Source organism: Arthrobacter sp. StoSoilB22, from assembly GCF_019977315.1.
GTDB lineage: Bacteria > Actinomycetota > Actinomycetes > Actinomycetales > Micrococcaceae > Arthrobacter.
This window is the reverse complement of record NZ_AP024652.1, coordinates 853,025-873,236: the sequence shown is the minus strand read 5'-3', so window position 1 is coordinate 873,236 and position 20,212 is coordinate 853,025. Positions and strand designations below refer to the sequence as shown.

Sequence of the window (20,212 nt, the reverse complement as noted above, 5' to 3'; positions counted from 1 at the left end):
GACGCCGGCACAAATGGCTACTAGCTCAACGGCAGAGCAACGCACTGTTAATGCGTCGGTTCGTGGTTCGAATCCACGGTAGCCAGCTGAAGAGCACGGCCAACGCGTGGTGCCAGGCGACGTCAATTCGCACCCTGGATAAATGGCTCGGTCAGCAGCCCGCCATGCTCTTCCAAAACTTCCCGCCCCTGATCAACAAACATGCGCGAGCAGGGCGAGCGGGGAAACACTTCCGGTGTCGCAGTCAAAGCCACCAAACACGCCAAAGGCTGTCACAGCGTGCACGGAACCAAGGAAGCGCAGGACGCAACGACGTCCAGGGATGTCCTTTCTTCCATCCCAAGCGCTCCTGCTACGACACCGGAACACACTTAGGGAGGCCGATCAGATGGCTTCCAACAACCCACGCAGGGCAAACAGCGCAATGCGCAACAAGCTCAGGGCAAGAGTCCTAAGGGAAGAAACCCACTGCTGGTTATGCGGCCTCATCGTGGACAAGACGCTTCCTCACGGCCTGCCAGGATCACCCGAGATAGACGAGATCATCCCGGTATCCAAGGGAGGCTCACCCTTCGAGCGATCCAACTGCCGACTCGCCCACCGCCTCTGCAATGCCAAGCGTGGCAACAAGCCACCAGGTCACGCAAAGGTCCTCGCACTTCAACCACCCAAGCCACTCAAGACCAGCCGAAGGTGGTGACCATCCTTGCCCGCGAACACATGCTCAGTAGACCAATGCTCGCGCGCAGGGAAGATCCGCTTGACCTACTGCGAGAACCACTACCGCAAGTTCAAGCGCTATGGCACACCAACACCACCACCCAAGGTCACACATGGCACAGCAAGCAAGTACCGGTACGGATGCCGATGTGCACCATGTACCGCTGCCCATGCTGAACGCTATGCCAAGTGGGCTCGCTCGTACTTCGTCAAGACGGGCGAATGGAACCGAGGACGATGGATATCAGATCGCGACCGACACTCCATCTATGAACGCGACGCATGGACATGCAAGATATGCCAACACCCCATAGATCAAGACGCGCATGCGAACAGTCCGCTTGCTCCATCGCTCGATCACATCAAGCCCAAGGCATCCACATCAAAGCCTGACCACACGCCAAACAACCTGCGAACAGCACACCGATGGTGCAACGCAGTCCGAGGCGACGAACGGCTCACAGACGAAGCCATAAAAGCCCAAATGGACCTTGTCCTAGGCGCTTGAAACCCCAATCCGGGGGTGGGGGGAATCCCCTCCCACCCCCGGGCCGCGCCCTCCCTCTGGCATAGGGCAAAAATATCCCCCCGAGCTCCCCCACTGGACGCGGTTGGCTGTTTTTCGTTGGCCTCACCAGCATTTCGACTGCCGCGCTGCTTGCTTGAGAGCCCCCTGCTCTCGTGGGCGGCGCGGCTCAAACTTTGAAGGAGTTCCCCGTGATCATGTCGAAGTCTTTGGCTGCCGATGCGTTGCTTACTGCTGTTGACGGCGGCCACGTGGGGATTTTCGGGCACACGAAATCTGACACCAATGCGGTCTTTCAGGATTTCCTCACTGAGTATCCGGAGTTGAAGATCGTCGCCGAGGTGATCCATGCTCTCGGCGGCGAGTACATGACTTTCCCTGGCGGTGGAACGCTGCGGTTCCTGTCCTTTGCTGGTTCTCAGCGTGCACAGAACCTTGACCGTTGTTATGTGCCGATCGGATCGAACCGCGATGTCGTTGACGAGCTTCTGCCCTATCTGGCGGCAAGCAAAGACGGCACCCTGGCCGGTTACTAGGAGGTCCACGTGAACCGATATGTTGTGGACGGCCTCGTTGCCGACCTGCGCGCTGGTAAGACAATCGGATTGATGGGAATTACTCGCGTGTCAACGCGGAACACCTTCAATGCCGTCGCTGATGCTGTCCCTGACTACGAGCTTTCGCGTGTTTACCGGGCGAATGGCTATGAGCAGATCGACCACGCTGCAGGTGGTTCTCTGAGGCTTTTGGCAACGAGCACGTCGAAGATTCCATCTCTCGGGCTAACGACTCTGGTTATCGCTGATTGGCACCATCTCGATGTTGCTCTCGTGGAGAACTTGGTGGACACCATTCGGCGAGTTGGCGGCATCGACGTGGTTCGACTATGACCGCCGATGTTCCTGCTGGCCTTGGTGAGCGTGGTCTTGAGGTGTGGAAGGCATTGTCGGGCACTGACGTTGCGCGGAACGCTCTGGCTCTTGAGGCTGCCCGAACCGCTGATCGCTTGGACGAGCTTGACAACATTATTCAGGGCAAGGGTGTTCTGAACTTGATGCAATTCCGGCTTCATGCCTTTGAGGACGACGGCGAAGATCGGAACATCAACGTTGAGGTCAAGTTCGCTGCCCCGCTGGCTGAGGCCCGCCAGCAAGCTATTGCTCTGGCCACGATTCTTACGAAGCTTTCCCCGCCCGAAGCGGCCGCGAATCCTGCATCGGCTAAGCCAGTACCCGCCGGCGTCACCCCGCTTGATCGGATACGGGCTCGGAATTTGAAGAAGGCCTGAGCGGTGGTGGTGTGTGTTGAAGGGTTCGCAGGACGCACGCTTCTACATCGCTCCTAAGCCTCGCGGGTACTCGTGCGATCACGCCGAGGCTGCCATCGACTTGGCTGCTGGTTATGGCCTGATCCTTGACGAGTGGCAGGAGAAGGTGGTCCGGGCTTGGCTTCGGACCACAACGACTGGCAAGTGGTGTGCTGGCACGTGGGGCGTCTCGGTGCCGCGGCAGAACGGGAAGAATGGCGGCCTTGAGGCTGTCGAGCTTTACATGCTGGTGGAGTTGGGCCTGAAAATCCTCCACACCTCGCATCTGTTGACGTCAGCACGGAAGGCGTTCAAGCGCCTGCTTCAGTTCTTCGGTCAGAAGAAAGACGACCCGAACGCACCCTTCCCGGAACTGAACGCCATGGTCGTTGAGATCCGCAAGACCAATGGCCAAGAAGCGATTGTGCTGAATAACGGCGGCATGATTGAGCTTGGCGCCCGCACCGGCGGCGCCGGCCGTGGTAGCTCCTTCGACGTCCTTGTCATTGATGAGGCTCAGGAGTACGAAGAGGACGAGCAGGAAGCGCTCAAGCCGACGATCTCCGCTGCGCCTGGCGGCGACCCTGTGACCATCTTTATGGGCACCCCGCCGAAGGATTTGTCCGAGCGCGGCGAACCGTTTGTGCGTGTGCGGAATAACGCTGTGACTGGCAAGAACAGGCGTGCAGCATGGGTCGAGCACTCCGCCCGAGGCGACGTCGACAAAATGGACGAAACCGAACTGGCCGTCTTTGTGCGCGACCTGACTAACGCGTCTGACGCGAACCCTGCCCTCGGTATTCGCATCTCCATGGAGACAATCGAGGATGAGCTCAACGAGTTCTCCCCGCGGTCTTACGCTCGAGAGCGCCTGAACATGTGGCCGACGCCGACAGAGGCTGGCAAGAAGGCATTCACAAAGTGGGATGACCTAGCGATCGACGACCCTGATCCGGATTGGCAGATCGCCTCTTACGGCGTCGACATGAACCCAGAGCGCACGAAGGTCTCCATCGGTGTTTCGCAGTTCACGGATGACGACGACATTTACCTTGAGTTGGCTGCTGATGCGCCTTTTGATGAGCGCGGAACGACGGCCTTGGTGGAGTGGTTGTGGGAGCGGGCCAAGCGTCGCATCCCGATCGTTATCGATGCTCTTTCGCCGTGCCGGGATCTGTTGGAGCCGCTACTCAAGGCGAAGAAGATGAAGGTCTTCATTCTGAGCTCCAGCGAGTACACGCAAGCGTGCGCGGGAGTGTACGAAGCCGTTGAGAAGCATCCAGCCATAAGGCACTTCGGGCAGGAACACCTCGACAATTCTGCCAAGCACGTCGTCAAGGACCCGATCAAGAACCGTCCTGGCTCGTTCAAGTGGAACAAGGACACCCTGGACGCTGACCTCGCTCCCACAGTTGCAGTTACGTGCGCCCATTTCGGCGCTAAAAAGTTTGCCCGCCGTATCGTCAAGTCTTCTCTGAAGAAGCGCGGCGCGATCGTTTTCTAGGAGGTGGCCTGCTTGGCTTCACTTGACGTAGCCCGCCCCCTGACAGAGTCGGAGTCTCTTACGTTTCAGCGCATGCTCCGCCTGATCCGTAAGAAGCGCGACCGGAACCAGCTGCGGACGTCGTACAACGATTCGAAGAAGCGGCTGGACAAGATCGGGTTTTCGATCCCTCCGCATATGAGGGACTTCGCTGTCGTTCTGGGCTGGCCGAACAAGGCCGTGAAGGTTCCGTCCCGCAGGGTTCGGCCGGACGGCTTCACCCTCCCTCGCCAGTCCAAGATGCTCAGCGAGCTTGAAGAGATTTTTGGCGAGAACTATTTTGCTGCCGTCGAGCGCATGGCAATCGAGGCTTCTCTTCAGCATTCGGTGTCATTCGTTTTTGTGACACCTGGCGATGAAGCCGCTGGCGAGCCTGAGATCATCGTGGCCGCTCGGACCGCGCTGGAAGCAACGGCGGAAATTGACACCCGAACGAACCGTGTCACTCAGGCTTTGGAGTTGGTTGGCCGGTGGGAAGCCCTTCTTTACCTGCCGGGCGAGACTTTGAGGCTTCAGTACCTCAAGAACGAGTGGCTCGTTACGAAGGTCTACGTTGGTGTGCCGAATCGTGTCACCTGCACCCCTTACGTTTGGGGGCGTTCACTCGAGCGGCCCTTTGGGTACTCCCGCATCACACGCCCTCTGATGGGCTTCACGGACATGGCTGTGCGCACGATGTTGCGGCAAGAGGTCAACGCCGAGTTCTACGGCGCACCTCAACGGGCCCTGCTGGGCGCCGAGGAAGAGCACTTCCTTGACGCGGACGGTAAGCGCATTTCGCCTCTTGATGCATTGATCGGCGGCGTGTGGGCACTCCCCAACACGCGAGATGAGGAAACTGGCGATCTGGTCAAGCCGACTCTGCAGCAGTTGTCGCAGGCGACTTTCCAGCCGCACGGCGAGATGCTCAAGGGCATCGGCTTGATGGTGTCTAGCGAAACGTCCATCCCCGTGGGCTATCTCGGCATCATCCATGACAATCCATCATCGGCTGACGCCATCCGGGCGAACGAAGCAGACCTCGTATCGGTCGTTGAGGCCGAGTTGCCAAGCATCGGCATGTCCCGTGTCGACTTGGCCCGGAACGTCTTGGCTGTGAGGTACGGCGAATGGACGCCTGCCATGGAAGCAGAGCTTCGGGGCCTGTCCGCGCACTTCATGGATCCGGGTACGACGTCGAAGGCTGCTCAGGCTGACGCCGGTTTGAAGTTCACACAGACCTTCCCGGACGGCGACCCCGAGGTGGCTATGGAGGTCTACGGTTTGGAGAAACGGCAAATCGAGCGCATGAACAACCACCGGGCTAAGAAGGAAGCGGGCAATAAGCTCAGCGCCTTGGTAGCTGCGGCTAGGTCCTCGGCTACACCGGTGTTCAGTCAGCCTGGCGAGACGCAGGACGCCTAGCCGTGGTCGCGCGCGAGTCCATCGAGGCCTTCCGTGCGGCGAGCTCCGGGTTGTCGAAGCTGGCAACCAATGAGTTGTCAGCGTTCTTCGCGACGTTGAACATGTCCCGTCCTGAAGCCGCTCGCGATGCCTTGTTGGAGTTCGTCCCTGTTCTGGTGGCCGAGTATGGGCAGATTGCTGCCGCTCTCGCTATGGAGTGGTACGACGATCTGCTGGCTGAGGCTGGTGAGACGGGCCGGTTTGCAGCTGCCCTGCCTCCGACGCCGGCGGTTGTTGCAAAGCAGGTTGAGGACACGGTCCGGTTCTTTGCTGGGAAGCTGTGGACCCCGAACCCTGAATCAGCACTCTCAGGCATGTCGATGGCCAGTGACAAATACGTCAAGCAGTTCGGGCGAAACACGGTTGCGTGGAATGCCGACCGTGAAGGCGTCGCCTGGGCGCGGGTTCCAACTGGTGCCACCACATGCTCGTGGTGCCTCATCCTCGCGTCCCGGGACGCCGTCTACTTCTCCGAGTCCTCCGCCACGATTCGCGAGGACGGCGAGGAATACCACGGCGACTGCGATTGCCAGGCTGTTCCGCTGCGCGCCGGCGACGACTACCCGCCGGGCTACCTGCCGGATGACTTCTACGACATGTATCAAGTAGCCCGCGACTCTGCTGGCTCCCCGGACATGAAGGACATCGCTGCTGCCATGCGCCGCGAGTTCCCGAACTTCGTCACTGACGGAGTCCACTCCCACTAAGTTCCCTTCCGTGCGACGCGGGCAGGGTTATTCGCCGTGCGATGCGGCATTCACGAAGGAGCATTTCCCTTGAGCAAACCATTCCCCCACGGCATTGACATCACCGCTCCGGGCGGCCTGACGGCCCTGTTCGCGTACCGCCGGGCACAGTTCGGTGACGCCGTTATGCGAGTCAATCCCGATGCGGATCCGCAGACTCCCCCGCCGCCTGCGCCAGTCACAGATCCTACGCCGGGCGACCCGGCCGGAGATGACGACGAACCTCTGCGTGCCGAGGGTTTGAAAGCACTCAAGGCGGAGCGTGCACGAGCTGATGCGGAAGCAGCGAAAGCCGCCAAGCTCCAGAAGGATCTTGATGACATCGAGGCAGCCAAACTGTCCGACATCGAGAAGGCGCAACGTGAAGCGAAGGCCAACGCTGAGCGAGCCACAGAGCTGGAGAAGACCAACGCCCGCCTGGTCGCAATCGCTGAGCACTCCGTGCCCAAGAAATACCAGCACCTCGTGTACGGCACGGACGCGAACAGCTACGCCGAGTCGGCAAAGGCCATTGCAGAGCTTGCCGCGGCAGCTGAGGGAAAAGCTCCAAAGAATGATCCGGTGCCCCCATCGGGCAACCGCTCCGGCGGCGGAAACGCTGCAGGAGGCTCGCTCGCGGCTGGCCGTGAGCTATACGAGCAGAAACACAAGAAAACCTCCTAGAAAGGGCTCACCATGCCTCGTCTGACTACCGAATCTTTCGGCAGCGGCAACATGTCCTGGGTCGGTTCCGAACACGCGATCAACAACGCACGGACCGCCATGCTGGACATCTCCGCCTTCACTGCCAACACCCACTACCCGGACGGCTACATCCCGTCCGGAACGGCCGTCGCTGAAGTCGATGACCTGCTGGTCCCCTACGTCGCCACCGAGGGCACCGTGACTGGCGCCGGCATCCTCGCAGGCTTCGTACTCACGGACCAGAAGGTTGTCGGCACGTCTGACTTCCCGGTGCCGCTCTTCGATCACGGCCGCGTCAAGACCGCGAACCTGCCGATCGCATTCACGAAGCCCGCCGCCGCGGCAAAGCTTTCCGCTACCACCATCGTCTTCGTCTAAGAAAGGGGGATGACTCATGGCACTTTGGATTGATCTCATCACTCCCGCCGAGCTGACCGGCTACGTCCGCACGGCCCTTGAGGATCTGGAAGTAAACCAGGCCTCCCTCGCCCCATGGCTGCCCAACACATTCGTGAACGACATCACTGTTCGTTTCGTGAAGGGCCAGGCTGGCCTCGTCGCTGAAGCGTCCTTCCGCGCTTTCGACGCGGAGCCGGAGATCGCCGGTGGCGTCAGCGGTCAGCGCGTCACGCTGGAGATGCTGCCCCTCGGTCAGAAGCGCATCATCTCCGAGTATGACCAGCTGCGCGCGCGTAATGCGTCTGATGAGGTGCTGCGCAATAGCATCCTCAAGGAGGCCAAGAATGTTGCCAAGGCCATCGCGGACCGCATCGAGCGCCTTCGTGGCACTGTACTGGAAACCGGCAAGGCCACCGTCAACCAGGGCAACGTGATCTTCGATGACGACTTCGGTCGCACCGCAGGCCACACCCTGACAGCCGCTCAGCTGTGGACCACGTCTTCCGTGGACCGACTGACTTACCTCCAGACGCTGATCGCCACCTACAAGGCGACTAATGATGGTCAGGCTCCGGGAGCGATTGTTACCTCTGGCCGCGTCATGACCGCTCTGGCGGCGGGCGACCAGTTCAAGACCACGTTGGTTGGCGGAGCTTCGCGTCCGGCGATCGCCAGCGAGGTCCGCGATTACCTCATCGCCGCAGACGTCCCTCCGGTCACGGTCTATGACCGCCGGACCTCGGGCGGTCGCGTGCTGTCTGACGACAAGCTGCTCTTGCTTCCGGCCCCGGTCAACCCGATGGAAGGCGACTCCGAACTGGGTGGCACCTTCTGGGGTCAGACCCTGACCTCGCAGGAGTCGGACTACGAGCTGGCCGACGTCGAGCAGCCTGGCGTGGTCGTGGGAGCTCACAAGGCGACCTCGATCCCGCACATTGCGACCGTCGAGTCTGACGCCATCGCTCTGCCGGTGCTGGCCAATGCCAACCTCTCGCTGGCGGCCAAGGTCCTCTAGCACCAACTGATGGGGCGCGGCTCCGGTTGCGCCCCATCCCATACTTGAGCGAAAGGATCGACAATGCCGAAATTCTCTACGCACGTCGCTCTCATGAACCCCGAATATCAGCCTGCGAACTTTGGGCCCGGCGATGACGTTCCCGAGTGGGCGATCGATCTGGTTGGGGACCATGTCCTCGAACCTGAAGCGAAAGACGTGTCCGCTGACGCTTCTGACTTCACTGGTGCGTCTGACGCGCCTGCTGGTGATGAGGGAAAGGCTGATGGCGACTCGGAGGACGCCGGCGCTGGTGACAGCGGCGACGCATCCGATGCTGCTGATGAAGCCTCGAAGGCGTCCGATGACGCTCCCGACTTCACGGCTCCGGCTCCCGCACGTCGCGGCCGTCCGCGGAAGCAGTAGCTATGGCTGCCGACTACGCGTCCCTTGAGGACCTGAAAGAGCACTGGTCGGCGCTCCCTGCTGAGGATGAATCGGAAGCTCAGCAGAAGCTTCACGAAGCTTCCGTTGAAGTTCGCGGCCTGTACCCCGACCTTGATGCCCGGATCGCTGGAGGCTCGCTCGACAGCGATGTTCCGAAGCTCGTTGTTTGCCGCATGGTCAAGCGTGCTTTGGAACCTCGCGACGAGAACGCGCCGCCGGCTGGTACGGAGTCGTTCCAAGTAGGGGCCGGCCCGTTCACCATGGGCGGCAAGATAGCGAACCCTGACGATGCCCTGTACCTGACAGCTGCTGATAAGCGGCTTCTGGGCAGGTCCCGACCGAAGGCCAAGGCTTGGACGATTCACCCGGGAGGCTGAGATGGGCATCGTGAAGAGATTCCCGAAGTCCTGGCGGGTGGACGTCGTTGTTCTTCGGAATGGCGGCCGCGACCCGAAGGGGAACCCGCGGCCGGATGAGGAGATTCCGATCAAGGACTGTTTGATTGGTCCTCGGCTGATGAATGATCCCGTTGACAATTCGGATGTCGCGGATTCCGAGGTGTATCTCTACCGGGATCCTGATCCCGAATTCCGGTTCCGAACGACTGACCGCATCCGGGTTCCCGCTGGTGCTCGCATGGCGGGTGACTGGTCCGTTGACGGCCGCCCCAAGGAATGGCCGCTCGGTGTCGAGGTTGGGTTGGAGGCTGGATGACCGTCAAGTACAAAGCTGACGACTTCGGCCTCCGCAAGCTCGCGCAGTCTCCGGAGATGGGCGCGGCAACGCTGGAAGCGGCCAAGCGCATGGCCGGCAATGCGAACGCCGTTGGCGACTCCACCTATGAGGCGGAGAGTACGACGGTTACGGCAGGCTGGGCCAACGAAAGGCGCGCAGGCGCTGTGGTTCGCGAGTCTGAAGCTCACTGGCGTGACTGGCGTGACGGCGTTCTTCTACGCGTCGCGGCGGCCATGAAGGTGAGGCGTAAATGAGCGATGCCCTCGTTTTTCCTGATTCAAAGGCTGGCCTTTTCGACCTGATTGATGGGAGCGTCCACGACGGCGCAACCGTCCTGGCCTTCTACCACCTGCAGGCGGATGAGCGCGGATCTCTGCAGGGCCCGTTCCCCATCGCCCACATCTACGGCAGCGGCGGTACTCAGGGTTACATCGACAGGGTCGAGCGTCGAACGGTTGAGGTGTACGCGCCCGGCGAGCAAGCCGTTAACGTCCTCGAGTCGATCGTGGCGCTCGTTTGCGGCGAAGACATCGAAACTCCTTCCGGATATTTCGACAGCATCACCTGCGACGGCACCCCCGATGACGTGCCATATCAGTCGGACACCCTGAATCGGGCCTTGGCAACCCTGCTGATCACTTCAAGGCCCATCAACTAGACCCCCGATGGGGATTCACCAAAAACCTGAGCCCTTGAAAGGGGTTATTTGCCATGCCAACTTTTGACACTATCCGCCAGGATGCTGACGAGCGCGCGCTTATTCGGAAGATTCAGAAGGCTGTTGCTTTCCTGGCTCCCACGACCGTCGATCTGCCCGATTCGCTCTTTACGGGTGTTGGTGCATTGATCGACCTCAAGGTGGCCGGTTGGCTGCCCGTCGGTATGGTCACGCCTGACGGCTACAACTTCGGCCGTGACGTGTCCAAGGAAGATGTGAGCGCGTTCGGTTACGCCGGGCCCGCACGCTCGGACGTTACCGAGGTCGCCCGCTCCATCACCTTCACCCCGTTGGAGACCGGCCGCCGGCACATGCTGGAACTCACCTACGGCACGGACCTGACCGCGACCACGCAGGACGCGACGACCGGCGAGGTTGTCTTTGACGAACCCGAGCTCCCCGTTGGTCAGGAATACCGTCTGCTGATCATCGGCTCCGACGGTCCCGCCGCTGAGAACTGGATCCTTGGCCGCGGCTACGGGATCGTCAAGCTCGCTTCCACCGACTCCCAGACGTGGGGCTCCAGTGACCCGGTAACGGCCCCGGTCACCCTCGACGTCTTCACTGACACCGAGATCGGCGCGCCGGTCCGGCACTACATGGGCGGTGCGGGTGCTGTGAAGCACAAGACCGTCACGGGTTTCACGCCGGAAACCCCGTAATGACCGCGGGCCGCGCCATCTTTCCGGGTGGTGATGGCGCGGCTCGCTTCAAACCTTTCCCACCCGTGATCTTAGGAGCGAGACATGCCCCGATTTACCAACAAAGAGGGTCTGGCCGTCGAGACGTCCGTGCCTGGCGAAGCCGCCCGGTTGCGTGCCGAGGGCTTCACCGAACAGAAGGCGCGCACCGCTGCCGTCCGTGAAACGGATGCCGCACGCGTCGAGACGCCTGCACCTTCCCCCAAGCCTGCCAAGTAAACCAACCACCACCACCCGGAGGTAACAAGAAATGACTGATTCACCGAACATCCAGTTTTCAATTGCCGGCGTCCGTAAGGAAATCGTCAAGGCCGAGGTCCTCAAGGTAGGCCTGTCGAACTCGAAGGTCATCACCTTCCCGGACCTCTACGCGATGGAGTCTTCGGAAGCGGAGAGCATCTTCGGCCGCCTCAACCAGAACGCCACGAACTGGAAGGTCATCCGTACGTGGCTGTCGCTCGAGGACGCCGATGCGCTGAAGGCTGAGAAGCTCTCGGTCATCGAACTCTCAACCGTGATGCGCCGAGCGGTCCGGTACTACGAGGACATTTACGGCACCGCGGGGGAAGGCAACGCCTCCGAGGGCTGATAGAGCGTTTCCGCCCGCAGATCCGCGCCGATCTCGCACATGAGTATCCCGGCGTGGATCTTGCGGAGTGGTACGCCAACGGGCGCTGGGTGGCATTGCTCGACCTGATCGACATGCTGCCCAGCGCTTGCAGGCTCAACGAGGCAATAGTCAACGACAAAGAGTACGCGCAACACATCGCCTCGCAGCCGAAGCCCAAGGGCGAGTGGGCGCCTCGCGTTTCCGAGTTTGACCTGAACGCACATCTTCTCCGGGAAATCCTTCACGCGGTCAAGAGCCTGCGCCAAACATCCATAGCGGTGGCCGGCGGCAAGCCTTCCGAAGAGGCCCCATTCCCCGGACCACGAACTGAGATTGACCGGGCCCTAGCGGACCTTGACAGGCAATGGACTGAGGACTTTATAGGCCAGTTCGGCTTTGACGCCACAGACATCTGAATAGAGATTCGAGGTATCCCATGTCCGTAATCGGTATCGCGGAAGTGCTTGTGAAGCCGATTTTCACAGGGGTGCAGCGGGAAGTCGCCAAGCGCGTAGGCCCGTTGTTCACGAAGGCCGGACGCGCTGCTGGCAAGGACATGGGTGCCGGAATGGCGGCCGGATTCTCGGCGGAAACTGCAGGGCTTGAAGCTGAGGTGTCACGCCTGACCAAGGCTGCCACTCAGGCTGAAACCAGCCTCTCGGCTTCCAAGGCGAAACTGGCCGCCGCCTCGGCGACCGAGTCCAAGGCTCTTGGCGAGCTGCGCGTGGCGGAGCTCAAGCTTCAGGAAGTCCGCGACAACGGGAACGCTAAGGCGTCTCAGATCGCTGCTGCGGAAGAGAAGCTGAGCGTCATCCGGCACCGCGCAGCTGACGCAACGGACCGTCGTGAAGTCGCTGAGCATGCCCTGGCCAAAGCAACGCTGAACCTTGGTGACGCGCAGAGCAAGTCCTCTGCAGCATCGGTTGAACTCGAAACCCATCTCAAGCGGGTGACGGAGGAATCCGAGCGCACCGGCCGCAGCGCCAACACGTTGGCCGCCAGGCTGACTAGCGCATTCAAGGGAAGCCCGCTTGGCAACCTTGTCACGGGTATCCGGCGCGACTCTGACCGGATCCGCGTGGACCTGTCCAAGATGGCGCAGGACGTCGCACGGGAAGGTACCCGCGGCGGCCGGGCATTCACACAAGCATTTATTGGCGTCGTTGGCGGGCTCTCTGCCATCACTCCTGCCGCTGGCGCTGTCGGTGCCGCCGTGCTGGGCGCGTCCGGCAACGTCATCACGTTCGCAGCATCCCTCAGTTCTCTCGCTGGTGTGGCGGCACTCGTGCCGGCCGGCCTTATGGCCATCGGTGCCGGTGCTGGCGTGCTCGTGTCCGCGTTCTCTGGCGTGGGCGAAGCGCTGAAGACAGCTCTGGAAGGCGCGAGCAGCGTCTCTACCGCGAATCCGCGCCTGGCTGCCATGGCTGTTGAGGACGCCATGCAGGCCATCACCGTGGCGGAGGAAAACGCTGCTGATGCCCAGGTGCAGGCTGCACGTCGCGTCTCGGATGCCAAGCGCAGCCTGCAGGAAGTCACGCTGGCAGCTGCCGAAGCACAGAAGGCCGCCGCGAAGGCAGTGGAAATGGCCGAGCGGGACGAGGCGAAAGCTGCCCGCGATGTCATCGAAGCCCAGCGCGATCTGGTCAAGGCGCGTGAGGATGCAGCCAAGAAGGTCGAAACTGTCGGCCGATCTCTCGAGGCTGCCAACCTCAAAGCAACTGACACGGCATTGGCTCACCAGCGCGCGATCGAAGCGTACGACAAAGCTGCCAGCAACCCGAAGTCCTCGGATGCTGTTCTCGCGCAGTTGGAGAACAACGTTGCGAAGTCGATGGCGGCTGATGAGGACGCCAAGCGCGCTGTGCTGGATCTTCGTGACGAGCAAGTCAAGGCGCAGGAGGAAGCACAGGCCAGTAACGAGAAGGTCCTTGACGCTGAGCAGCGCCTGGCTGACGCCCGGCAAGCGCAGACAGACGCCATCGAAGCCCGTAAGGAAGCTCAAGCAGAAGTCCTCAAGCAGGAGCAGGACGGCGCCAAGCGGATCGCTGACGCGCAGCTCGCCATTCAGGACGCAACTGAGCAGGCGCAGAAGTCGCAGGTAGATGCTGCCCGCGCCGTGGAGCAGGCTCACCGGAACCTAGAACGGGTTCAGATGCAGCAGGCCGACACGGCATCGCAGTCCGGCCAAAAGTCGGCCGATGCGATGGGCAAGCTCACCCCTGCAGCGCAAGAGTCCGCACGGGCCCTGCTGGCCGTCAAGGAACAGCTTGGGCAGATCCGGAGGATCGCGCAGGAGAACTTCTTCACGGGGTTCGCCGCACCTCTGCTTTCTCTGGCTGGTTCTGTGATGCCCCAGCTGGCAACTGGCGTAGGCGCGATCGCGTCTGCACTGGGTTCCGGAGCGCAGATCTTCATGCGGGCCCTCGAAACTTCGCTCGACGGCGGAGTGCTCGAATCCCTGCTGATGGGTGTGGCTACAAGCACGACCATCCTGAACCGGGCAATTGAGCCTGTAGTGACCTCATTCGTGACCCTCGGCCAGGTCGGCATGGATTACATGCCGCGCCTCGCTACGGCGATCGCTGACATCGCTACACGCTTCAATGACTTCATTCAGGCAGCCGCTGCTGACGGTCGGCTCGCTACGTGGATCGACAACGGAATTCAGGGATTCAAGGATCTCTGGTCCATCGGTGGTTCGGTGGCCGGAATTTTCTCTGCACTGAATCAAGCGGCTGAAACCGGCGGCGCCGTATCGACTCTGAGCGGCATGGCAGCGGCACTCCGCAATATCGAGACGGTCATGCAGGGCCCTGTTTTCCAGACGACCATGTCAACGATATTCGCTGGCGCGGAGGCTGGTTCGCAAGGCCTCCTGGCGGCGCTGGGTCCCATCGGTGAAGCGTTCAAGAACGGGGCCACGGCCTTTGCTGACTTCTTGCGGCTGGGTGGCGAGATCGCGGGCACCTTCACTGGTGGCGTGTTCACGGCTTTGTCGAACCCTGAGTTCGGGGCCGGGCTGAAGATCTTCATGGAGGCCGTGCAGCGCGGGGTAGGGGAAATTGTTCCGCTGCTCCCTGGACTGACCGGAGCCTTCGGAGCCTTCCTTTCGGCCCTTGCGCCGATCACGGAGAAAGTCGGGCCAAGCCTGATTCAGGTCTTCTCCTTCTTCGCTTCAAGTGTCGCCACCCTGCTGTCTGTGTTCGATCCGCTGCTGGTGGCCATCGCTGGCAGTCCTGCTGTTCTTGGCCTCCTGATTGGCGCCTTCGTGGCTACGCGTGCGGCTTCGGCTGCATTAACGGCCGCGGGCAATATTCAGCGAATCGCCATGGCCGGCTGGGCGACGGCAACAAAAATCGTTACCGCTGCGCAGTGGCTTTGGAACAACAGCATCAAGGCGTTCCCCGGCATGTGGATCATCACCGCCATCGGGCTCGTCGTCGCTGGTCTGGTTTGGTTCTTCACCCAAACCGAGCTGGGGCAGCAGATCGTACAGAACGTGTGGGCCGCCATACAGGTCGCCGTAGCCGCGGTGGTCGACTGGTTCCAGAACACGGCGATGCCAATAATTCAGCAGGTCTTCGCCGTCGTCGGAGCCGTTTTTACGTGGCTCTACGAAAATATCATTCGCCCCGTTTTCGAGGGGATCAGCCTCGTCGTCGGCGCCTGGTGGACGGCGACGAGCTACATTTTCCAGCTGCTCGGTGCCGTGATCGAGAAAGTCATAGCGCCAGCGTTCGTCTGGCTTTACGAAAAAGTCATCAAGCCGGTGTTCGGATTTATCGGAGCGCTGATTTCGGCTTGGTGGACGGTCATCATCAAACCGATTTTTGACGGCCTCGTTTGGGTGCTGAACAACGTCCTCGGACCGGCCTTCGTCTGGCTCTACGAGAACGTCATCAAGCCTCAGTTCGATGCTATCGGCGCGGTAATCAAATGGGTCTGGGAAAACGTCATCAAGCCAGTTTTCGACGTCCTTGGCGATTTCATAACGAAAACGATCCCGAAAGCCTTTGAAGACGGGGTCGGTTTCATAAAGACCGCTTGGGAGAAGCTGCAGGATATCGCGAAGGACCCGGTCAAGTTCGTAGTCGATACGGTCATCAACGATGGCCTGATCAACGGGCTGAACACCATCGGTAAGTCCCTTGGTTTGGCGGAGCTGCCTCGAGTCTCCCTGCCCCCGGGTTTCTCTAGGGGTGGCGTGTTGCCGGGGTACGAAGCGCGCAAGCGGGACACCGTGCTTACCCCTATGCGGCCCGGTGAGGGTGTGCTCGTTCCGGAGGTCGTTCGCGGCGCCGGTCGAGGGTTCATTGACATGCTCAACGCCGCAGGCAATAAGGGCGTCGGCGCCGTTCGACAGCTCATGGCATCGGGATTCCACCCGGGCCGAGCTAAGGGCGGCCTGATTCACCCTCTGCCAGGCAGTGTCGTATCTCAGCCCTTCCACAGCGGGCACAACGGCATCGACTTCGCAGCTGCGGGTGGTACTCCCATCCGTGCTGCCGGTCCGGGCCGTGTGTCTTCTGCTGGATGGTCCTCCTACGGCGGCGGCAACGAGATCCACATCGACCACCCGAACGGGTTGCAAACGTGGTACGCGCACCTTTCCAAGTTCGCCGTGAAGCTGGGCCAGATGGTCACCGGCGGATCGAAGATCGGCGAGGTCGGTTCCACAGGTAACTCCACCGGCAATCACCTGCACTACATGGTGATGAACGGTGGGTGGCCGAGCTACGTGAACCCGGCCGAGTATTTGGACGGCGGCGGCGAGGCAGGTTCCGCAGGTTGGAACCCGATCGCCGGAATCGTGGACGGCCTTGTGGACCAGTTCAAGAAGGCATTCCCGGATGATGGCATGTTCGCGGACATGGCCATCGGTGCTGGCAAGAAGATCCTGGACGGCGCCGTCGCATTCGTTACTGGTCAAGGTGGCAAGGACGACGGTATCGGCTCGACTGGGCTGCCTTACCTGCACGATCAGGGCGGCATTCTGCCTCCTGGGTTGTCGCAGGTGGTCAACCGTACCCGGCAGCCGGAATACATCCTCAACCCGAAGCAATGGGAAGCGATGTACAGCCTCGCGACAAGGCGAGGTCATGACCGTCCGGCTGTCCAGATCGGGCAGTTGCACGTCCGTGACGAGCACGAAGCAGTCCGACTCATCGAAACATCGCAGCGTGACGCGCTGGCGGTTCACCGCTAAGGAGCTCAATGGGCATCAGTTACGCGACCCCGTACCGGCCGCCGCTTCCCGCGGTGAGTCCGTGGACGAGGCTCCGAATGACGTGGACCGCTAAGGGTGTCACGTGGCCGCTCACCAGCCCGGCATCAGGTCTGTTCCTGATGCCGGGCGTGCGTGGCCTTGGTTCGATCACTACGGAACGGCACGCAACCGAGGCGCCGGCGGTCGCAGGATCCCGGCACGAAGGTATTTCGGTTCTGGACCGTAGCGCTTTCTGGCCGATCCATATCTTCCACGACGGTGGTTCTGAGGCCTGGGTCGAGCGGGATCGGGCTTTCTGGCAAGGCATGGACCCCAAAGACACGGGCATCTGGGAAGTGCAGCATCCTGACGGCAAGCGTCGTTCCATCGAGCTCCGCTTCCGGGACGACGGCGATCACAGCATCGATTACGATCCGGTCCGGTACGGCTGGCAAACGTACGGCATCAACTTTGTCGCAGAACAGCCGTTCTGGATGGGTGACCCTGTTGTCCGGTCTTGGAAGAACAGCGAGTACGCTCCGTTCTTCGAGCCGAACGGGCCGCACCTTTTCAACATCGGCTCTGGCGCGGACATCTCATCGGCGCGGATAGACAACCCTGGCGACGAAGAGTCATACGCTCGCTGGTTCATCGACGGTGAAACCACCACCGCATCAGTTGGCGTTGGGGACCTGATCGTCGATGTGCCATTCCCTATCGGCGCCAACAAGTGCTTGGTGATCGAGTCTGATCCTGACCGCATTGGCGCCACCTTGTACGACGTGGCCCCCGGCGCGGAGGGCAAGAAGCCGTCCGAGCGGGTTATTGGCGAAGACATGGTCAACCCTGAGGACCGTTCGGCAGACCTCGGGGAAGCTGACTTCCCCCCGGTGCCATCTGGGTCGCAAGTTCCTCTCTCGCTGACGCTCGCTGGCACCGGCGTTGTGGAGGCCTATCTCCCGACCTTGTATCGGAGGCCATGGTGAGCATCTTCCGAGTCTCCGTTTATGACAAGGACCGGCAGTTCCGGTGCCAGATCGGTAATCCTTCAGCACTCTCGGCAACGGTCCGGCACAACCTCGTATCCACTCTGAACATCACCGTTCCTTTGGCGCACGAGAGGCTACCTGAGTTGATGACCGATGGCACCAGGCTGAAGGTCAAGTTCAAGGGCCGACACCTCATCTCAGGCCCCATCGTAAGCGAGGCAGGCGAAACTGACGGCGTCTCGGGACAGGTGACCTTCACTGTTGAGGACGATTTCCGGATCCTCCGGGACATCCTCGGCTGGCAGGTGCCAGGCTCGCCCATCTCCAACCAGACCGCCGCCGAGTATCGGACGTACACGGGCGACGCGGAAACGATCATCAAGACCGCTATAACAGAGAACGGCATCACGCGGCTGGCCATCCCCGGCCTGTCGGTTGCCCCGAATCTGCACCGCGGCGAAGTCGTGCCAGGCGGGGTGCCTCTCCGGATGCACCCGCTGGCCGACAAGATGTTCCCGGCCATGGATGCGGCCGGGATCGGCGTGACGGTTCGGCAGATCGGCTCTGGGCTCGTGCTGGATGTTTACGAGCCGCAACTGTACCCACGGAAACTCTCGGTCAAGGGCCGCACCCTGAAGAAGGCGTCGTGGACAAAGACGCGGCCGGAGAGCTCACGCGTCGTCATAGGCGGGCAGGGCGAGGGCACTGAACGCAACTTCCGGCAAATCATCGATGCCGCCCGCGAATCCCAGTTCGGCATGCGCGCTGAAGTTTTCCGGGACGCACGCGATAACGACTCCTCAGACGTCATGGACGATCGCGGCCGCGAGACGCTCACCGAAACTGCCGCCAAGAACGGGATCTCCCTCGACCTAGTCGGCACGGGCATCTTCCAGTACGGGCCCGGCGGGTTCACGGAGGGCGACCGAGTCCCGGTGAACCTGGGCAACGGGATCCTCATGACAGAGACCATCCGCGAAGTCACCCTCAACTGGGTCTCCAAGGATTACGCGAGCATCCAACCCTCCATCGGGGAAATTTCCAACCAGCCTGCGCGCATCGTTGCGCAGCGACTTGCCGCCCTCGCTAAGGGCGTGCGGAACCAGGAGCTCATCTGATGCCTGTGCAGTTCATCAGCCACGGCTATGACACAACCGCTTTGAATCCCTACAACGAAGATGCATGGGGCGACGCGCACTCCGACTCCCCTATCGGCTCCGCACGCTACGGAGTCAGCGGACCCGGCGACTGGAAGGTCAGCATCGTCGCCAACGCAGACCGAACAGTCTCAATCGCTCAAGGCAGTGGCTGGGGCTGCGGCATCACAGACGAGACCGACGGCAACGAAACTCTTCAATTCCCGCCGTCGGCATCTGGCGTCCGCTGGGATACCGTGGCGGTCCGCCGTGACTGGACTCCCACTGCTGGCGTCTCAAAGTTCGTCATTATCCCCGGAGGCTCCACTCGCGCCGTTTCCGGGTCGCGCGTAACCGGCCCCGGACAAATCGACGAGCAGCCCATCGCGCTGGTGGCGATCAAGGAAAACCAGACCCAACCGGACGACGTGGTCGATCTTCGCTGCTGGGCATCCAACGGTGGCATCTACGCCAAAGACATTCTGGTGTGCCAGTACCTCAATCAGGTCGGCTCCATGGTCACTGTTGGCGATACGCAGTGGCAACGAGTGCTGGGTGAGAACGACACTCCTGGCTGGGTAGCAGTCGGGGGCGTTACGCGAGGCCCGTCACCACTGGCCCTGATCGGCGACTACCGACAGATGGCAACCCACCTCAACGAGCCGGTGAAGGACGCGGCCGTCACTCGAGTCGGCCAGCGTGCCGCTTTGGAAGGTGGTATAGCCAACAAAGTCCCCATCAAGTACGACGCGAAGACGGCGTACATCATCGCAACCTTCGATAAGGCATACGCGCCGAAGGTCAAGAGTGACCCGTTCCCTCAAACGATCGTTGGCTTGTGGCAGTGCCAAATGTGGGCCACGCCAGGTGGCGAGATCCGGGTGAGCTTCCGCGTGAATGTTCCCGAGCAGGCTGTCGGCGAGATGGTGTTCCCGCTCAGCGGACTGGGGTGGAATCTGTGATTGATGGAATCCCTGCAGTTGTGGGGCTCGCATCCCCGGTGGCCGCGACGCTGGCTGTGTTTTATCTGGTGTTCACGCATCGGCTGGTCACCCGCGCTGCTCATACGGAGATGGTACGGGAGCTTCGTGACCACAATGCCGAAGTTGTGAAGCAGCGGGACCTGTGGCAGTCCGCGGCGAACCTCGCCAATCAAACCAACAGTGAGCTGGCCAAGACCAACGGTGACCTCATTGAGACTGCGAAGTTCTCCGCACATGTCATGACCGCGATTCAGGATAACGCGGCTGGGGGTGTTGCCCGTGTGGTTCGCGAAGCTACGTAACAAAGCTGCCGAGTGGCACGTGCC

23 protein-coding genes and 1 tRNA gene are annotated in these 20,212 nt (G+C 61.2%); all 24 read left to right on the top strand.

The genetic code is table 11. From position 1 onward, the window contains the following. Positions 1-14 precede the first annotated feature (14 nt). The 24 genes from LDN70_RS04210 to LDN70_RS04095 all read left to right on the top strand — a co-directional run bounded on the left by LDN70_RS04210 (position 15) and on the right by LDN70_RS04095 (position 20,188). Positions 15-86, top strand: a tRNA-Asn gene (locus tag LDN70_RS04210). Between the two features lie 1,351 nt (positions 87-1,437). Next, positions 1,438-1,782, top strand: a complete 345-nt coding sequence (locus LDN70_RS04205) for a hypothetical protein (RefSeq protein ID WP_223941844.1) — start codon at positions 1,438-1,440, stop codon at positions 1,780-1,782. A 9-nt stretch (positions 1,783-1,791) separates the two neighbouring features. Further along, complete coding sequence (locus tag LDN70_RS04200; protein ID WP_223941843.1) at positions 1,792-2,136, top strand: hypothetical protein; 345 nt, start codon at positions 1,792-1,794, stop codon at positions 2,134-2,136. Continuing rightward, positions 2,133-2,534, top strand: coding sequence for a hypothetical protein (locus tag LDN70_RS04195; RefSeq protein WP_223941842.1), 402 nt, complete (start codon positions 2,133-2,135; stop codon positions 2,532-2,534). The genes LDN70_RS04200 and LDN70_RS04195 overlap by 4 nt, the downstream gene beginning before the upstream one ends. 16 nt (positions 2,535-2,550) lie before the next feature. Further along, entirely contained in the window at positions 2,551-4,056 is a 1,506-nt protein-coding gene (locus tag LDN70_RS04190) for a hypothetical protein (protein WP_223941841.1), read from the top strand. Positions 4,057-4,068: 12 nt separating this feature from the next. Beyond that, positions 4,069-5,499, top strand: a complete 1,431-nt coding sequence (locus tag LDN70_RS04185) for a hypothetical protein (RefSeq protein ID WP_223941840.1) — start codon at positions 4,069-4,071, stop codon at positions 5,497-5,499. Between the two features lie 2 nt (positions 5,500-5,501). After that, positions 5,502-6,245 carry a VG15 protein gene (locus tag LDN70_RS04180; RefSeq protein ID WP_223941839.1) on the top strand — a complete coding sequence of 248 codons (744 nt, stop codon included), beginning with the start codon at positions 5,502-5,504 and terminating at the stop codon, positions 6,243-6,245. 69 nt (positions 6,246-6,314) lie between these two features. Next, positions 6,315-6,947, top strand: coding sequence for a hypothetical protein (locus LDN70_RS04175; RefSeq protein ID WP_223941838.1), 633 nt, complete (start codon positions 6,315-6,317; stop codon positions 6,945-6,947). A 12-nt stretch (positions 6,948-6,959) separates the two neighbouring features. Continuing rightward, positions 6,960-7,346 (top strand): hypothetical protein, encoded by a 387-nt coding sequence (locus LDN70_RS04170; RefSeq protein ID WP_223941837.1) that lies wholly within the window; start codon positions 6,960-6,962, stop codon positions 7,344-7,346. A 16-nt stretch (positions 7,347-7,362) separates the two neighbouring features. Then, positions 7,363-8,382, top strand: a complete 1,020-nt coding sequence (locus LDN70_RS04165; protein WP_223941836.1) for a major capsid protein — start codon at positions 7,363-7,365, stop codon at positions 8,380-8,382. 63 nt (positions 8,383-8,445) lie between these two features. Further along, positions 8,446-8,787 carry a hypothetical protein gene (locus LDN70_RS04160; RefSeq protein WP_223941835.1) on the top strand — a complete coding sequence of 114 codons (342 nt, stop codon included), beginning with the start codon at positions 8,446-8,448 and terminating at the stop codon, positions 8,785-8,787. A 2-nt stretch (positions 8,788-8,789) separates the two neighbouring features. Then, positions 8,790-9,185: a phage Gp19/Gp15/Gp42 family protein gene (locus tag LDN70_RS04155; protein ID WP_223941834.1), complete on the top strand. Its 396-nt coding sequence runs from the start codon at positions 8,790-8,792 to the stop codon at positions 9,183-9,185. A 10-nt stretch (positions 9,186-9,195) separates the two neighbouring features. After that, positions 9,196-9,522, top strand: coding sequence for a hypothetical protein (locus tag LDN70_RS04150; RefSeq protein ID WP_223941833.1), 327 nt, complete (start codon positions 9,196-9,198; stop codon positions 9,520-9,522). After that, a complete protein-coding gene (locus LDN70_RS04145; RefSeq protein ID WP_223941832.1) occupies positions 9,519-9,797 on the top strand; it encodes a hypothetical protein in 279 nt (92 codons plus the stop codon). The genes LDN70_RS04150 and LDN70_RS04145 overlap by 4 nt, the downstream gene beginning before the upstream one ends. Further along, positions 9,794-10,201 carry a hypothetical protein gene (locus tag LDN70_RS04140; RefSeq protein ID WP_223941831.1) on the top strand — a complete coding sequence of 136 codons (408 nt, stop codon included), beginning with the start codon at positions 9,794-9,796 and terminating at the stop codon, positions 10,199-10,201. The genes LDN70_RS04145 and LDN70_RS04140 overlap by 4 nt, the downstream gene beginning before the upstream one ends. A gap of 53 nt (positions 10,202-10,254) precedes the next feature. Continuing rightward, positions 10,255-10,923 (top strand): hypothetical protein, encoded by a 669-nt coding sequence (locus tag LDN70_RS04135; RefSeq protein WP_223941830.1) that lies wholly within the window; start codon positions 10,255-10,257, stop codon positions 10,921-10,923. A gap of 84 nt (positions 10,924-11,007) precedes the next feature. Continuing rightward, positions 11,008-11,181: a hypothetical protein gene (locus LDN70_RS04130; RefSeq protein ID WP_223941829.1), complete on the top strand. Its 174-nt coding sequence runs from the start codon at positions 11,008-11,010 to the stop codon at positions 11,179-11,181. A gap of 31 nt (positions 11,182-11,212) precedes the next feature. Beyond that, a complete protein-coding gene (locus tag LDN70_RS04125; protein WP_223941828.1) occupies positions 11,213-11,551 on the top strand; it encodes a hypothetical protein in 339 nt (112 codons plus the stop codon). 53 nt (positions 11,552-11,604) lie between these two features. Further along, positions 11,605-11,988: a hypothetical protein gene (locus tag LDN70_RS04120; RefSeq protein WP_223941827.1), complete on the top strand. Its 384-nt coding sequence runs from the start codon at positions 11,605-11,607 to the stop codon at positions 11,986-11,988. A 20-nt stretch (positions 11,989-12,008) separates the two neighbouring features. Continuing rightward, a complete protein-coding gene (locus LDN70_RS04115; RefSeq protein WP_223941826.1) occupies positions 12,009-16,778 on the top strand; it encodes a peptidoglycan DD-metalloendopeptidase family protein in 4,770 nt (1,589 codons plus the stop codon). A 77-nt stretch (positions 16,779-16,855) separates the two neighbouring features. After that, positions 16,856-17,764 carry a hypothetical protein gene (locus LDN70_RS04110; RefSeq protein ID WP_223941825.1) on the top strand — a complete coding sequence of 303 codons (909 nt, stop codon included), beginning with the start codon at positions 16,856-16,858 and terminating at the stop codon, positions 17,762-17,764. Continuing rightward, a complete protein-coding gene (locus tag LDN70_RS04105) occupies positions 17,761-18,885 on the top strand; it encodes a Gp37-like protein (protein ID WP_223941824.1) in 1,125 nt (374 codons plus the stop codon). The genes LDN70_RS04110 and LDN70_RS04105 overlap by 4 nt, the downstream gene beginning before the upstream one ends. Further along, positions 18,885-19,865: a hypothetical protein gene (locus tag LDN70_RS04100; RefSeq protein ID WP_223941823.1), complete on the top strand. Its 981-nt coding sequence runs from the start codon at positions 18,885-18,887 to the stop codon at positions 19,863-19,865. Before LDN70_RS04105 ends, LDN70_RS04100 begins: the two co-directional genes overlap by 1 nt. Beyond that, the gene (locus LDN70_RS04095; protein ID WP_223941822.1) at positions 19,862-20,188 is read left to right on the top strand and encodes a hypothetical protein; all 327 of its coding nucleotides are present in this window, start codon (positions 19,862-19,864) and stop codon (positions 20,186-20,188) included. The genes LDN70_RS04100 and LDN70_RS04095 overlap by 4 nt, the downstream gene beginning before the upstream one ends. The last annotated feature ends 24 nt before the right edge of the window (positions 20,189-20,212 follow it).